This is a genomic window from Streptomyces sp. NPDC060194, assembly GCF_042728285.1.
Taxonomy (GTDB): Bacteria; Actinomycetota; Actinomycetes; order Streptomycetales; family Streptomycetaceae; genus Streptomyces.
The window spans coordinates 1-14,335 of record NZ_JBHWZH010000003.1 but is presented as its reverse complement, the minus strand read 5'-3'; the positions used below and the strand labels follow the sequence as shown (position 1 = coordinate 14,335).

The following is a 14,335-nucleotide window of genomic DNA, read 5'->3' as shown; positions in this document are numbered from 1 at the left end:
CCGGGGCTCCGAGAGGCTCACAGCGGCACTCAGCGCTTCCGGCTGTCAACTGCCGGCGACCGTGACCCAGGTCTCGGCACGTCCCCTCGTCCCCGCCCGTCGCCGTGGCCCCGAAGGCCCGTCGAAACACGCTGTCCGAGCGCTCCGTCCTGGTGCCCCGTCGGCGGGATCCGACGCCTTGGCCGCGGACGCTCGGCCGCCTCGGCCGTGGAGGCGTCAGCCGTAGGTGTCGCCGGGCCCCGTGCTGCCGGGGGCGCGCAGCGGGCCGAAGCGGCGGGAGCCGCCGCCAGGGCCGAGCACCTTGATCAGCCGGACCGTGCCCTGCCCGAGGTCCTGGTTGAGCCGGGCCACCAGCTGCGGCGCGAGCAGCCGCAGCTCCGTGGCCCAGGCAGTGGAGCTGCAGAGCACGGTGAGGACCCGGGTGTCCTCGTCGTAGGTCTGGGGCACGCAGTGGTCGGCCAGCTTCTCGCCCACCAGCTCCGGCCAGCGGCCCATGACGCCGCCGACGGCCGCAGGGGCCTCCCAGCCGCGCTCGGTGATCAGCCGGGTGATCGCCTGGCCCAGCGGCTGCGGGTCCCTGCCGTCCGCGCGGGCGCCGGAACGCAGGCCGCCGCGCCTCGCCTGCTTCCGCTGCTTGGCCGCGTCCCCGCGCGCCTTGGCCTGGGCCTTCGCCGCGGCCAGCGCCTGGCGGGCCAGGTCGACACCGGACATCTCCGGGGGCCTGGGGGCCTCGGGGCCGTCGCCGGAGCCCCGGCCGGTCCCTGCGTCGCCGCCGGTCGGGGCGCTCACGCCCGCGTCACCTCGCCGTCGGCGACCGCGTAGCGGGCGCCCGTGAGGACGCCGGGGACGTCGTCGCCCACGGCCGCCGTGACGAGCACCTGCTCGCCGCCGGCCACCAGCTCCGCCAGCCGCTCCCGGCGGCGGGCGTCGAGCTCGGCGAACACGTCGTCGAGGACCAGCACCGGCTCGTTGCCCTCGGCCCGCAGCAGGTCGTACGAGGCCAGCCGCAGCGCCAGCGCGAACGACCAGGACTCGCCGTGGCTCGCGTAGCCCTTCGCGGGCAGGGCGCCGAGCTTGAGGACCAGGTCGTCGCGGTGCGGCCCCGCCAGGGTGACGCCGCGCTCGATCTCCGCCGTGCGGGCCTCGGCGAGCGCGGCCATGAGCTGCTCGAACAGCTCCTCGCGGCTCGTCCCCTCCCCGGGCGCCGACGGCTTGTACTCCAGGTGGACCGGGCCGCCGCCCGGCGCGAGCTGCTCGTACGCCTTGTCGGCCAGCGGCTGGAGGGTCGCGATCAGGTCCAGGCGGTGGGCGAGCAGCTCCGCGCCGACCCGGGCGAGGTGCTGGTCCCAGACGTCCAGCGTGGACAGGTCGAGCTGCCGGCCGCCGTGCCGCCGGGCGAGGGCGGCCGACTTCAGCAGGGTGTTCCGCTGCTTGAGCACGCGCTCGTAGTCCGAGCGCACCCCCGCCATCCGCGGGGAGCGGGCCGTCACCAGCTCGTCGAGGAAGCGGCGGCGCTCGCCGGGGTCGCCCTTGACGAGCGCGAGGTCCTCCGGCGCGAACAGCACCGTCCGGACGATCCCCAGCACGTCACGCGGTCTGACCTGCGATGACCTGTTGATGCGGGCGCGGTTGGCCCGGCCCGGGTTGATCTCCAGCTCGACCAGCTGCGAGCGCTCGCCCTGGGTGACGGCGGCCCGCACGACCGCCCGCTCGGCGCCCGAGCGGACCAGTGGTGCGTCGGAGGCGACCCGGTGGGAGCCGAGCGTCGCCAGGTAGCCGACGGCCTCGACCAGGTTGGTCTTGCCCTGGCCGTTGGGTCCGACGAACACGGTGACGCCCGGGTCGAGCGGAACCTCGACCCGGGCGTAGGACCGGAAGTCAGCCAGCGAGAGATGCGTGACGTGCATGGACTTGCCGACCTCTCCCGGCGTGCTTCACAGGCTGTGGACAACGGCCGGGGGCCGCTGCACCGATCTGGGGCGGACGTGCCGGTCAGTTCTCGGACTTCGACTCGACCGCGTGGCCGCCGAACTGGTTGCGCAGGGCGGCGATCATCTTCATCTGCGGGGAGTCGTCCTGGCGGGACGCGAAGCGGGCGAAGAGCGATGCGGTGATCGCGGGCAGCGGCACCGCGTTGTCGATGGCCGCCTCGACGGTCCAGCGGCCCTCGCCGGAGTCGGCCGCGTAGCCGCGCAGCCGCTCCAGGTGCTCGTCGTCGTCCAGCGCCTTGACCGCCAGGTCGAGCAGCCAGGAGCGGATGACCGTGCCCTCCTGCCAGGAGCGGAAGACCTCGCGGACGTCGGTGACCGAGTCGACCGCCTCCAGGAGCTCCCAGCCCTCGGCGTAGGCCTGCATCATGGCGTACTCGATGCCGTTGTGGACCATCTTCGCGAAGTGCCCGGCGCCGACCTTGCCGGCGTGGACCGAGCCGAAGTCGCCCTCGGGCTTGAGCGCGGAGAAGACCGGCTCGACCTTCGCGACGTCCTCGGCGGCCCCGCCGTACATCAGCGCGTAGCCGTTCTGCAGGCCCCAGACGCCGCCGGAGACGCCGCAGTCGACGAAGCCGATGCCCTTGGCCCGCAGCTGCTCGGCGTGCTTCTCGTCGTCCGTCCAGCGGGAGTTGCCGCCGTCGACCACGACGTCGCCGGGGGAGAGCAGCTCGGCCAGCTCGTCGACGGTGGACTGGGTGGCGGCGCCGGCCGGCACCATCACCCACACGACGCGGGGGCCCTTGAGCTGACCGACCAGCTCCTCGAGGCTGGAGACGTCCGAGACGTCCGGGTTGCGGTCGAATCCGATGACGGTGTGGCCTGCGCGGCGGATGCGCTCGCGCATGTTGCCGCCCATCTTGCCGAGACCGACGAGACCGAGCTCCATCAGGCGTTCCTTCACTAGCGACGTGGCGTATGCGGCACCTTCGTACCCGCGTCCGAGCGTACGCCCGACGAGGCGTGCACAGCTGTGGGCCCGAGCGCTCAGGCGAGGGGTCGCGGGCGGGCCCGCGCCCCCGACGGGGCTCAGCCGGAGAGGCGGACCGGCATGATCAGGTACTTGTACGCGTCGTCCGCCTCGGCGTCGATCGCCGGGCGGCCGCTGAGGAGCGCCGGCTTCGTCGAGGTGGTGAACGAGAGCTGCGCCACCGGCGAGTCGATGGCGCTGAGGCCGTCGAGCAGGAAGGTCGGGTTGAAGGCGATCGAGATGTCGTCGCCCTCCAGCTTCGCGTCGACCCTTTCCACAGCCTGTGCGTCGTCGCTGGAGCCGGCCTCCAGGATGAGCACGCCCTGCTCGAAGCTCAGGCGCACCGGGGTGTTCCGCTCGGCGACCAGCGCGACGCGCTTCACGGCCTCGACGAACGGGGCCGTCTCGATGACCGCGATCGAGTTGAACTCGGTCGGGAACAGCGTCCGGTACTTCGGCAGGTCGCCCTCGAGCAGCCGAGTCGTGGTGCGGCGGCCCGCGCCCTCGAAGCCGATGAGCCCCTCGCCGGAGCCGGAGCCCGACAGGGCGATGGTGACGGTGTCGCCGCTGGTGAGGGCCTTGGCGGTGTCCAGGAGCGTCTTCGCGGGCACCAGGGCCACGGCGGAGGCCTCTGGGTCCTCGGGCTTCCACAGGAACTCGCGCACGGCGAAGCGGTAGCGGTCGGTGGAGGCGAGGGTGACGGTGTCGCCCTCGATCTCGATGCGGACACCGGTCAGCACCGGCAGCGTGTCGTCACGGCCGGCGGCGATGGCGACCTGGGCGGCGGCGGAGGCGAAGACCTCGCCGGGGACGGTGCCCGTCGCCGTCGGCATCTGGGGAAGGGCCGGGTACTCCTCCACCGGCAGGGTGTGGAGGGTGAACCGGGAGGATCCGCAGACCACGGTCGCCCGTACACCGTCTGTGGAGATCTCGACCGGCCGGTTGGGGAGGGCGCGGGTGATGTCGGCGAGGAGCCGTCCCGAGACCAGGACCGTGCCCTCCTCCTCGGTCTCCGCGTCCACGGAGACCCGCGCCGAGACCTCGTAGTCGAAGCCGGAGAGGCTCAGCGTGCCGTTCTCCGCCTTCAGCAGCAGCCCTGCGAGGACCGGTACCGGCGGACGGGCCGGAAGGCTGCGTGCCGCCCAAGCCACCGCCTCCGCGAGTACGTCGCGCTCCACCCGGATCTTCACCGTAAGCCGCCTCCTGCTCGTTGCCTGTTGCCGGGGACCAGTCTGACCTACGGCACTGACAGTCGGTGCGGCTCGGGGTCAAATCGCTGCGAAGGCCCCGACGAGGCCCGCGGCCGAGTTGTGCACAGGACCCGCTTCGAAACGAATCCCTGGCTAACTCTCCGTGGGGGTAGTAGTAGGGCTTGTGGAAACCGTGGATAACCGCGTTTTCGCAGCTCAGAACCGGTTTTTTGTCCACTGCCCCTGTGGGTGGCACCGGTGGAAAACCGGGCCTCTCTGTGGACGGACGCGGGTTGTGCACAGGCCGTCCCCAGACAGGCCCCTCCGATCCACAGGTTCGTCCCCAGCTTTACCCCCCTTCACCCACAGCCAATCCAGCTCCTTGGTGTGACCGCTTTCACTCGACCCGGTGAAGCCGCACGACGCGTTGCCGAACAGTGGACAGCGCTGTGGAGAAGAGGCGAGAACATGTGGACCGAAGCTGCTTTCCTGTGGGCGGGCGGTGGACAACTCGACCCACAGGCCTGTGGACAAGATCTTCCTCCACAACCGGTGGACATCGGTTGCTCACAAATCCACAGCCTCCCGACCTGGGGTGACGCGGGATCAGCCAGCCGGCCTGTGGAAGGAATCTGGACAACTTCCCCGTCCCCAGGCTGTGGACGAAGGAAAACCGTCGGATCTGTGGGTAACCGGGCCCTCGGGCCTGGTAATCGAACATCGGATAGGCGCATGTCCTGCGGTGCGCGCCCGTCGAACGCGCTCTTCACGCCCCCCGGAGCGGGCCGCAAGCCGTCCGCAAGCCGCCCGGCGGCCGCTCCGGAGCCGCCTGTGAGCCGCCACGGAGCCGTCCCGTGACTCCTGCGCGAGGCGGCTCCGGGCATGCGGAAGGGCGGTCGCGGAGGCGCTTCGTCCCTCCGCGACCGCCCTCGTACGAGCGGCCGGCCGTCAGCCGTTCTTGATGCGGTTGGTGAGCTCCGTGACCTGGTTGTAGATCGACCGCCGCTCGGCCATCAGCGCGCGGATCTTGCGGTCCGCGTGCATCACGGTCGTGTGGTCGCGGCCGCCGAACTGGGCGCCGATCTTGGGCAGCGAGAGGTCCGTCAGCTCGCGGCACAGGTACATCGCGATCTGCCGGGCCGTCACCAGGACCCGGCTGCGGGAGGATCCGCACAGGTCCTCCACCGTCAGGCCGAAGTAGTCGGCCGTCGCCGCCATGATCGCCGGGGCGGTGATCTCCGGGGCCGCGTCCTCGCCGCCGGGGATCAGGTCCTTGAGGACGATCTCGGTGAGCCCGAGGTCCACCGGCTGGCGGTTCAGCGAGGCGAACGCCGTGACCCGGATGAGCGCGCCCTCCAGCTCGCGGATGTTGCGCGAGATGCGGGAGGCGATGAACTCGAGCACCTCCGGCGGGGCGTTGAGCTGCTCCTGGACGGCCTTCTTGCGCAGGATCGCGATCCGGGTCTCCAGCTCGGGCGGCTGGACGTCGGTGATGAGCCCCCACTCGAAGCGGTTCCGCAGCCGGTCCTCCAGCGTGACGAGCTGCTTGGGCGGCCGGTCGGAGGACAGCACGATCTGTTTGTTGGCGTTGTGGAGCGTGTTGAAGGTGTGGAAGAACTCCTCCTGCGTCGACTCCTTGCTCGCCAGGAACTGGATGTCGTCGACGAGCAGGATGTCCATCTCGCGGTAGCGCTTGCGGAACGTGTCGCCCTTGCCGTCCCGGATCGAGTTGATGAACTCGTTGGTGAACTCCTCGGAGCTCACGTAGCGGACCCGGGTACCGGGGTAGATGGTGCGGGCGTAGTGCCCGATGGCGTGCAGCAGGTGGGTCTTGCCGAGGCCGGACTCGCCGTAGATGAACAGCGGGTTGTACGCCTTGGCCGGCGCCTCGGCCACCGCGACGGCGGCGGCGTGCGCGAAGCGGTTGGACGCGCCGATGACGAAGGTGTCGAAGAGGTACTTCGGGTTCAGCCGGGCGTGCGGCTCCCCCGGCCCGGATGCCGGAGCCGGCTGGGCGGCCATCGGTCCCGGCGCGCCCGACATGCCGCCCGGACGGTGCTGCGGGCGGTCGAACGGGCGGTGGTCCGGCTCGTGGCGGGCGGGACGCTCGTCGGGGTGGCGGCCCGGACGGTCGTCGTGGCGCCGGTCGTCGTGCAGCCGGTCGCGGTGGCGGTCGCTCTGGTGGCGGACGGTGTCGTCCGGGCGCGCGGGGCCGTCGAGCGGATCGCGGTGGACGTCGTGCCCGTCGCGCCGGTCCGGCAGCTGCCGGTCGGACCGGTCGGACCGGTCGTACGGGGAGCGCTCCGCGGGCTGCGGGCGGTAGTCGTGCGGAGCCGGGTGCTGGGGGCTCGCGTAGGGGTCGCGCTCGGACCAGCGGTCCTGCGACGCGTCCCGCTCCGGGAAGCCGAGGTGCTGCTGCTGCCAGCCGCCGTACTCCTCCTGGGGACGCGGCCACGCACCGGGCTCGCGCCGCTGGTGGTACTCGGGATACGTCGGCCGGGCGACGGGGAGGTCGTCCTCGTAGGGCTGCGGCTCGTGGGACGCGGCGTCGTGCGACGGCCCGGCGGGCGGGTGCTGGTCCTGCTGCCGGCCCGCCCTGGACTGCTGGGGCGGCTCCGCCTCGCCCACCGTGTCGTCGACGGTGATGGCGATCCGGATCGGCCGGCCGCACTCCCGGCTCAGCGTGTCGCTGACGACCGGCGCGAGCCGGCCCTCCAGGACGCCCTTCGCGAACTCGTTCGGCACGGCGAGCAGCGCGGTGTCCGCGACCAGCGCGAGCGGCTGGCAGCGTCGGATCCAGTGCTCGTCCTTGGTCTCCACGCCCTGCCCGCGCCCCTCGCCCAGCAGCTTCTCCAGGACTCGCGGCCACACTGCGGCAAGATCGGCAGGTACGTCAGCCACAGGGCACGCTCTCTCATGAGTACCGGTCAACCCACACGATGGTGTGATGCCAGGTGGGTGATCGGGACAGGGGGGCAGGAATGGGAAGAGGGGACGGGCCACGGTAGTCAGCGGCGGGGCCGAGACACAACTTGTTGTCCACAGCCTGGGGACAACACGGGAGACGCGACCCCGGTTTGACCGATTGGCGTAGCCGCGCGTACCGTGACCAGGTCGAGTTGTCGATGGCTGCTGCCGCCTGCCTCCGATGGGCAAAGATCACGATCTGTGATTGTGAAGCGGTGCACTCGGTGCGTGTACGCGAGCTTCCTCGTGGGCGCACGGTGACAGCCAGGCGATGTCCCGCCATCACCCGATTTTTCTCTGGAGCCCCCGAGTGAGCAAGCGCACCTTCCAGCCGAACAACCGTCGTCGCGCCAAGACCCACGGTTTCCGCCTGCGTATGCGTACCCGCGCCGGCCGCGCGATCCTCGCGACGCGCCGCAGCAAGGGCCGCGCCCGCCTGTCCGCCTGACACCGTCAGGTCATGTCGTCGTGCTGCCTTCCGAGTACCGGCTGAGGCGGCGCGAGGACTTCGCGACCGCGGTACGGCGAGGACGCCGGGCAGGACGCCCGCTCCTCGTCGTCCACCTTCGCAGTGGATCAACGGACCCGCACGTACCCGGGGAGACAGCTCCCCCGGCGCGTGCGGGTTTCGTCGTGAGCAAAGCCGTGGGCGGCGCAGTGGTGCGCAACCAGGTGAAGCGGAGACTTCGCCATCTGGTACGCGAACACCTCTCCGAGCTGCCCCCCGGTAGCCTGGTAGTCGTACGGGCGCTGCCCGGTGCGGGCGACGCCGACCACGACCAGCTGGCCCGGGACCTGGACGCCGCACTGCGGCGGCTCCTCGGAGGGGGTGCGCGGTGAAGTACCCGCTACTGGCTCTCATCAAGCTGTACCAGTGGACCATCAGTCCGCTGCTCGGGCCGGTGTGCAGGTACTACCCGTCGTGCTCCCACTACGGCTACACGGCCGTCGACCGCCACGGCGCGGTCAAGGGCACGGTGCTGACCGCCTGGCGCATCCTGCGGTGCAACCCGTGGTCGCCCGGCGGCGTCGACCACGTGCCGCCCCGCACCCGGCCGCGGTGGCACGCATGGCTGCGCGACCGATGGCGCGGCACCGGTAAGGGCGGACCTCCCGCCGTAGAGGACCGTCCCGCCGCAGAGACCTCGCCAATGCTCAAGGAGCCCAATTAGTGGACACGATCGCCAGTATCTTCAGCTTTCTGACGACACCCGTCTCCTGGGTCATCGTCCAGTTCCACTCGGTCTACGGGGCGATCTTCGGCCCTGACACCGGCTGGGCCTGGGGTCTGTCCATCGTGTCCCTGGTGGTGCTGATCCGCATCTGCCTGATCCCGCTCTTCGTGAAGCAGATCAAGGCGACGCGTGGCATGCAGGCGCTCCAGCCGCAGATGAAGGCCATCCAGGAGCGCTACAAGAACGACAAGCAGCGCCAGTCCGAAGAGATGATGAAGCTGTACAAGGAGACGGGTACCAACCCGCTCGCCTCGTGCCTTCCCATCCTGCTGCAGTCGCCGTTCTTCTTCGCGCTGTACCACGTGCTCGACTCGATCGCGAAGAACAAGACGATCGGCTCGATCAACCAGGACCTGCTCGACAGCGCCTCCCAGGCGCACATCTTCGGTGCCCCGCTCGCGGCGAAGTTCACCGACAGCGCCTCCGAGGTCGCTGCGATGGACGCCTCGATCACGAGCGTCCACATCGTCACCGCGCTCATGATCGTCCTCATGTCGGCGTCGCAGTTCTACACGCAGCGCCAGCTGATGACGAAGAACATGGACCTGACGGTCAAGACGCCGTTCATGCAGCAGCAGAAGATGATGATGTACATCTTCCCGGTCATCTTCATGGTGATGGGCATCAACTTCCCGGTCGGCGTCCTCGTCTACTGGCTGACCACCAACGTGTGGACCATGGGCCAGCAGATGTACGTGATCAACCGGAACCCCACCCCGGGCAGCATGGCGCAGGCCAAGATGCTCGAGGGCATGCTCAAGCACGTCACCGCCCGCGGGACGACCCGTGGCCGCCGGGAGAAGAACATCGTCAAGGCGATCGTGGCCAAGGGCCGGGACCGCAACGAGCACGAGCGCAAGTTCATCACCGGCCTCGGCGCCAAGGGGCTGGCGGCCCAGGCCGACGGTGTCGTGGTGAAGAGCGAGGTCGTGGAGCCCGCGGAGGCCGGCGGCAGCGGGGCCCGGCGCCAGCAGCCGAAGCGGCAGACCAAGGCGCAGCGCTCCTCCGGTACGACGCAGACGCCGGACTCCGCTGACGGCGCCACGGCGAAGACCTCTCTGGAGAAGCCGGCCGAGCCCGGGGCCGCTCCGGCGCGGTCCAGGGCGACCGGCGGTCCCAAGGCCGGTTCGGCACGTCAGACCAAGTCCGGGCAGCGCAAGGGTCCGCAGCGGCCCAAGCACCCGACCAAGAAGTAAGAAGGAGTCCCTCCCGTGACGGAAGGCACCACCACCACGTCCGCCGCCGCCGAGAGTGGCGACGCGCTGTCCCGCCTGGAGCAGGAGGGCGAGATCGCGGCCGACTACCTCGAGGGTCTGCTGGACATCGCCGACCTCGACGGCGACATCGACATGGACGTCGAGGCCGACCGGGCCGCGGTCTCCATCGTCAGCGACGCCGCCGGGCGCGAACTGCAGAAGCTGGTGGGCCGGGACGGCGAGGTCCTGGAGGCCCTGCAGGAGCTGACGCGGCTGGCGGTGAACCGGGAGACCGGGGACCGCAGCCGGCTGATGCTCGACATCGCCGGTTTCCGCGCGCAGAAGCGTGCGGAGCTGTCCGAGCTGGGCGCGAAGGCCGCCGCCGACGCGAAGAGCAGCGGTGCGCCGGTGAAGCTGGCCCCGATGACTCCGTTCGAGCGCAAGGTCGTCCACGACGCGATCGCGGCGGCCGGTCTGCGCAGCGAGTCCGAGGGCGAGGAGCCGCAGCGCTTCGTCGTCGTGCTGCCGGCCTGATCCGAGCCGGTCCCTCTTCCCGGCCCCGCCCGCTTCTGTTCGCGGGCGGGGCCGGACTTTGTCAGTCTGTTGTTCAGTGGCCCCCGGGACCGTGACCCCCGGTGCGGCGGAGCGGTACGGAAGGACGGAACCCCGTGACGGAGACAGCGGAGCTTCCCCCGGCGCCGGACGAGGCCCGGAAGGTGTTCGGCGAGTACTTCCCCGAGGCGGTCCGCTACGCGGAGCTGCTCGCGGACGCCGGCGTCCGGCGCGGGCTCATCGGCCCGCGCGAGGTTCCGCGCCTGTGGGAGCGCCACCTGCTGAACTGCGCGGTGCTCTCGGAGGCGGTACCGCAGGGCGTCACCGTGTGCGACGTCGGCTCGGGCGCGGGGCTGCCGGGGATCCCGCTGGCGCTGGTGCGCCGCGATCTGAACATCACGCTCCTGGAGCCGCTGCTCCGGCGGACGAACTTCCTCAACGAGGCCGTGGAGCTGCTCGGACTCGACCACGTGACCGTCGTGCGCGGCCGGGCCGAGGAGGTGCTCGGCACCCTGCCACCGGTGCACGTGGTCACCGCGCGGGCGGTGGCGCCGCTGGACCGGCTCGCGGGCTGGGGTGTGCCACTGCTGCGTCCGTACGGCGAGATGCTGGCGCTCAAGGGCGACACCGCCGAGGAGGAGATCCAGGGGGCGCGGGCCGCGCTGAGCAAGCTCGGTGTGGTGGACACCTCGGTGCTGCAGGTCGGGGAGGGGGTCGTGGACCCGATGTCGACCGTGGTCCGGGTCGAGGTGGGCGAGAGCCCGGGCGGCGTGCGGTTCGCCGCGAAGCGCGCCAAGGCGGCCAGGACCGGTCGCGCGCGCCGGCGCCGTTGATCCGAAGCCGGTGCCGCGCCCGCGGGTCCGGAGTGTCTTCCTGCCCTGAGCCCTGCGGCTGGGCATCGTGTTTCACGTGAAACATCGCTCCCTGCTGCAGGGCATCATCGGCCGCGGTCGAGCCGCGGCTCAGCCGCGCAACCGCGGTGCGTCCGCCCGAGCGTCAGCCTCCGGGTCCGCGACCCCCGCACGGGTCACCAAAGTATCCACAGAGGTGGAATCATCCACCGGAGAACGGGCCTCGCTGGTCCCTCGCCCCGAAACCATGGCAGGCTCTGTTCATCCCGAGCCTGAAGTCGAGGAGAGTGAATCCTTGCGGTCCGACGCCAATATCGCGGGGCCGATGACCGATCCGGTCCCCGGCCCCCGCAGTGAATCGGCGGGGGAGGATGTTTCACGTGAAACATCGCCTCCGACGGACGACACACCCATCGAGCGCTCAGCCCGGTCGGCACTGGAGGCATTCGGTCGTTCCGGCGCCCGCATGCCGCGGCCGGACCAGACCCGCATCATGGTGGTGGCCAACCAGAAGGGCGGGGTCGGCAAGACCACGACGACGGTCAACATCGCCGCCTCGCTGGCACTGAACGGATCCCGTGTCCTGGTCATCGACCTGGACCCGCAGGGGAACGCCTCGACTGCGCTGGGCATCGATCACCACGCCGAGGTGCCCTCGATCTACGACGTCCTCGTCGAGAGCAGGCCGCTCGCCGAGGTCGTCCAGCCCGTCCCCGACGTGGAGGGTCTGTTCTGCGCGCCGGCCACCATCGATCTCGCGGGTGCGGAGATCGAGCTGGTGTCCCTGGTGGCCCGGGAGAGCCGACTGCAGCGGGCCATCCAGGCCTACGAGCAGCCGCTGGACTACGTCCTCATCGACTGCCCGCCCTCGCTGGGCCTGCTGACGGTCAACGCGATGGTGGCCGGCCAGGAGGTCCTGATCCCCATTCAGTGCGAGTACTACGCGCTGGAGGGGCTGGGGCAGCTGCTGAAGAACGTCGACCTGGTGCGGGGGCACCTGAACCCCGCGCTGCACGTGTCGACGATCCTCCTCACCATGTACGACGGTCGGACCCGGTTGGCCTCGCAGGTGGCGGACGAGGTGCGCGGTCACTTCGGTAAGGAGGTGCTCCGCACGAGCATCCCGAGGTCGGTGCGGATCTCCGAGGCGCCCAGCTACGGGCAGACGGTGCTCACCTACGACCCGGGCTCCAGCGGTTCGCTCTCCTACCTGGAGGCGGCCCGGGAGATCGCCTTGCGCGGGGTGGGCCTGGCGTACGACGCGCAGCAGGCTCACGGGAATGTTCAGGACAACCGGCACGATGTTTCGGAGGGGATGCAGTGAGCGAACGACGGAGAGGACTGGGGCGTGGGCTCGGCGCGCTGATTCCCGCGGCCCCGGGCCCTGAGCGGGCGACGGCCATCACCGGAGGATCGGCGTCACCGTCGAGCCTGCCGCTGCTGACCGCGGAGCGCGGTGTCGCCGCGGCGGCGGTGACCTCGCTGCCGCAGAGCGATGTTTCACGTGAAACATCGCGGCCGGATCCGGAGCCCGTGGTGGAGGAGACGCCGGTCGGCGCCTTCTTCGCGGAGCTTCCGCTGGACTCGATCACGCCGAACCCGCGCCAGCCGCGCGAGGTGTTCGACGAGGACGCGCTGGCCGAGCTGGTGAAGTCGATCCAGGAGGTCGGGCTTCTGCAGCCGGTCGTGGTCCGGCAGCTCAGCGCCGAGCGCTACGAGCTGATCATGGGTGAGCGGCGCTGGCGGGCCAGCCGGGAGGCGGGGCTGACCCGTATTCCGGCGATCGTCCGTGCGACGGACGACGAGAAGCTGCTGCTGGACGCGCTGCTCGAGAACCTGCACCGGGCGCAGCTGAACCCGCTGGAGGAGGCCGCCGCCTACGACCAGCTGCTGAAGGACTTCAACTGCACGCACGACCAGCTCGCGGACCGGATCGGGCGGTCGCGGCCGCAGGTGTCCAACACCCTGCGACTGCTCAAGCTGTCGCCGGCCGTGCAGCGCCGGGTGGCCGCGGGGGTCCTCTCGGCCGGGCACGCCAGGGCGCTGCTGTCGCTGGACGACCTGGCGGAGCAGGACCGGTTGGCTCACCGGATCGTCACCGAGGGGCTGTCGGTGCGCTCGGTCGAGGAGATCGTGACGCTGATGGGGTCGGAGCAGAAGTCCGCTCCGAAGCCCAAGGGGCCGCGGGCGGGCGGGCGGGTGTCGCCGGCGCTCAGTGACCTCGGAACGCGGCTCTCGGACCGGTTCGAGACGCGGGTGAAGGTCGAGCTGGGGCAGAAGAAGGGAAAGATCACCGTCGAGTTCGCCTCGATGGAGGATCTCGAACGGATCCTGACGTCCCTGGCGCCGGGCGAGGGCCGGGTGCTGCAGCAGGGACTCTCCGACGACCCCGACGGGGCCGCGGAGGAGTGATCGAACCGCCGCGACGGACGTCGTCGGCGCAGATCGGGCGGGTCGCATCCGGGCAACCGGATCGCGGCCCGCCCTTTGCTTGCTGTCGGTGTCGGTGCACCGAGGCCCTGGCTACGATGGCCCCAGGGACGGCGCAACCACCTGAAGGCACTCGGAGTGGGGAGGCGGGACCGTGCGAGCGGTGAGTCGCGGTGGGCTGGTGACGGCGGGACTGGGCCTGGGGGCCCTCGGCGGCTTCGTCGGGAGTCTGCTGAGAGAACGAAGTGCGCTGACGGCCGCTCTCGTTTCGGCGAGCGGGGAAAGTGAGGACCAGCCGCTATGGGGCGACGGCTCGTACCGCTCACGCTGGACAACCTTCCGGAGCTTCCCCAGCGCTGCCGCACCTGTGTCTTCTGGGAGCTCGATCCGGTACGGGGACAGGCAGCGCTGAACGCGGGGACGGCCGAACTGGAGAAGGAGTCGTGGCTCTCCTCGGTCCTCCTCGAGTGGGGCTCCTGCGGGCGTGTGGTCCAGGTCGACGAGGTGCCGGTCGGCTTCGTCCTGTACGCCCCGCCGGACTACGTGCCGCGGTCGACGGCCTTTCCCACCAGCCCGGTGTCGCCGGACGCCGTCCAGCTGATGACGTCCTGGATCATGCCGGGCTACCAGGGCCAGGGCCTCGGGCGGGTGATGGTGCAGACGGTCGCGAAGGACCTCCTGCGCCGGGGCTTCAAGGCGATCGAGGCCTTCGGTGACGCCCGCTGGAAGGAGCCCGCCTGTGTGCTCCCCGCGGAGCATCTGCTCGCGGTCGGCTTCAAGACCGTGCGCCCCCACCCGGTCCATCCGCGTCTGCGTCTGGAGCTGCGCACCACGCTGTCCTGGAAAGAGGACGTGGAGATGGCGCTGGACCGGCTGCTGGGAGCCGTGCAGAAGGAACCGGCATTGCGGCCGTTGTGAGGGGAACGCGCTGAGGGCCGACCCGTCCGGGTCGGCCC

14 protein-coding genes are annotated in these 14,335 nt (G+C 70.9%); 9 read left to right on the top strand and 5 right to left on the bottom strand.

Annotated features, from left to right (window positions below):
- Positions 1-216: 216 nt before the first annotated feature.
- From ACFWEG_RS01015 to dnaA, 5 genes are all read right to left on the bottom strand, one after another.
- Positions 217-711: a DUF721 domain-containing protein gene (locus ACFWEG_RS01015; protein WP_387207867.1), complete on the bottom strand. Its 495-nt coding sequence runs from the start codon at positions 709-711 to the stop codon at positions 217-219.
- Between the two features lie 74 nt (positions 712-785).
- Positions 786-1,907, bottom strand: a complete 1,122-nt coding sequence (gene recF / locus ACFWEG_RS01010) for a DNA replication/repair protein RecF (RefSeq protein WP_387207723.1) — start codon at positions 1,905-1,907, stop codon at positions 786-788.
- A gap of 85 nt (positions 1,908-1,992) precedes the next feature.
- Entirely contained in the window at positions 1,993-2,877 is an 885-nt protein-coding gene (gnd, locus tag ACFWEG_RS01005; RefSeq protein WP_387207721.1) for a phosphogluconate dehydrogenase (NAD(+)-dependent, decarboxylating), read from the bottom strand.
- 140 nt (positions 2,878-3,017) lie between these two features.
- Entirely contained in the window at positions 3,018-4,148 is a 1,131-nt protein-coding gene (dnaN, locus tag ACFWEG_RS01000; RefSeq protein ID WP_387207719.1) for a DNA polymerase III subunit beta, read from the bottom strand.
- Between the two features lie 948 nt (positions 4,149-5,096).
- Entirely contained in the window at positions 5,097-7,049 is a 1,953-nt protein-coding gene (gene dnaA / locus ACFWEG_RS00995; protein ID WP_387207717.1) for a chromosomal replication initiator protein DnaA, read from the bottom strand.
- Between the two features lie 376 nt (positions 7,050-7,425).
- On the opposite strand from dnaA, the gene rpmH reads away from it, so the two are divergent.
- The 9 genes from rpmH to ACFWEG_RS00950 all read left to right on the top strand — a co-directional run bounded on the left by rpmH (position 7,426) and on the right by ACFWEG_RS00950 (position 14,297).
- Complete coding sequence (gene rpmH, locus ACFWEG_RS00990) at positions 7,426-7,563, top strand: 50S ribosomal protein L34 (protein WP_003975051.1); 138 nt, start codon at positions 7,426-7,428, stop codon at positions 7,561-7,563.
- A gap of 20 nt (positions 7,564-7,583) precedes the next feature.
- A complete protein-coding gene (gene rnpA, locus ACFWEG_RS00985) occupies positions 7,584-7,955 on the top strand; it encodes a ribonuclease P protein component (protein WP_387207715.1) in 372 nt (123 codons plus the stop codon).
- Positions 7,952-8,287: a membrane protein insertion efficiency factor YidD gene (gene yidD, locus ACFWEG_RS00980; protein WP_387207713.1), complete on the top strand. Its 336-nt coding sequence runs from the start codon at positions 7,952-7,954 to the stop codon at positions 8,285-8,287. The genes rnpA and yidD overlap by 4 nt, the downstream gene beginning before the upstream one ends.
- Positions 8,287-9,546, top strand: coding sequence for a membrane protein insertase YidC (yidC, locus tag ACFWEG_RS00975; RefSeq protein ID WP_387207711.1), 1,260 nt, complete (start codon positions 8,287-8,289; stop codon positions 9,544-9,546). The genes yidD and yidC overlap by 1 nt, the downstream gene beginning before the upstream one ends.
- Before the next feature lie 15 nt (positions 9,547-9,561).
- Positions 9,562-10,080, top strand: coding sequence for a protein jag (locus tag ACFWEG_RS00970; RefSeq protein WP_387207709.1), 519 nt, complete (start codon positions 9,562-9,564; stop codon positions 10,078-10,080).
- Positions 10,081-10,214: 134 nt separating this feature from the next.
- On the top strand, positions 10,215-10,931 hold the full coding sequence (rsmG, locus tag ACFWEG_RS00965) for a 16S rRNA (guanine(527)-N(7))-methyltransferase RsmG (protein WP_387207707.1): 717 nt from the start codon (positions 10,215-10,217) through the stop codon (positions 10,929-10,931).
- A 265-nt stretch (positions 10,932-11,196) separates the two neighbouring features.
- On the top strand, positions 11,197-12,273 hold the full coding sequence (locus ACFWEG_RS00960) for an AAA family ATPase (protein WP_387207705.1): 1,077 nt from the start codon (positions 11,197-11,199) through the stop codon (positions 12,271-12,273).
- On the top strand, positions 12,270-13,361 hold the full coding sequence (locus ACFWEG_RS00955) for a ParB/RepB/Spo0J family partition protein (protein WP_387207703.1): 1,092 nt from the start codon (positions 12,270-12,272) through the stop codon (positions 13,359-13,361). Before ACFWEG_RS00960 ends, ACFWEG_RS00955 begins: the two co-directional genes overlap by 4 nt.
- A gap of 318 nt (positions 13,362-13,679) precedes the next feature.
- Entirely contained in the window at positions 13,680-14,297 is a 618-nt protein-coding gene (locus ACFWEG_RS00950; protein ID WP_387207701.1) for a GNAT family N-acetyltransferase, read from the top strand.
- Positions 14,298-14,335 lie beyond the last annotated feature (38 nt).

Bases quoted from the DNA above. Each gene is read 5' to 3' on its own strand.
- ACFWEG_RS01015 (WP_387207867.1), bottom strand. From the start codon at position 711: ATGTCCGGTGTCGACCTGGCCCGCCAGGCGCTGGCCGCGGCGAAGGCC.
- recF (WP_387207723.1), bottom strand. From the start codon at position 1,907: ATGCACGTCACGCATCTCTCGCTGGCTGACTTCCGGTCCTACGCCCGG.
- gnd (WP_387207721.1), bottom strand. From the start codon at position 2,877: ATGGAGCTCGGTCTCGTCGGTCTCGGCAAGATGGGCGGCAACATGCGC.
- ACFWEG_RS00960 (WP_387207705.1), top strand. From the start codon at position 11,197: ATGGCAGGCTCTGTTCATCCCGAGCCTGAAGTCGAGGAGAGTGAATCC.
- ACFWEG_RS00950 (WP_387207701.1), top strand. From the start codon at position 13,680: ATGGGGCGACGGCTCGTACCGCTCACGCTGGACAACCTTCCGGAGCTT.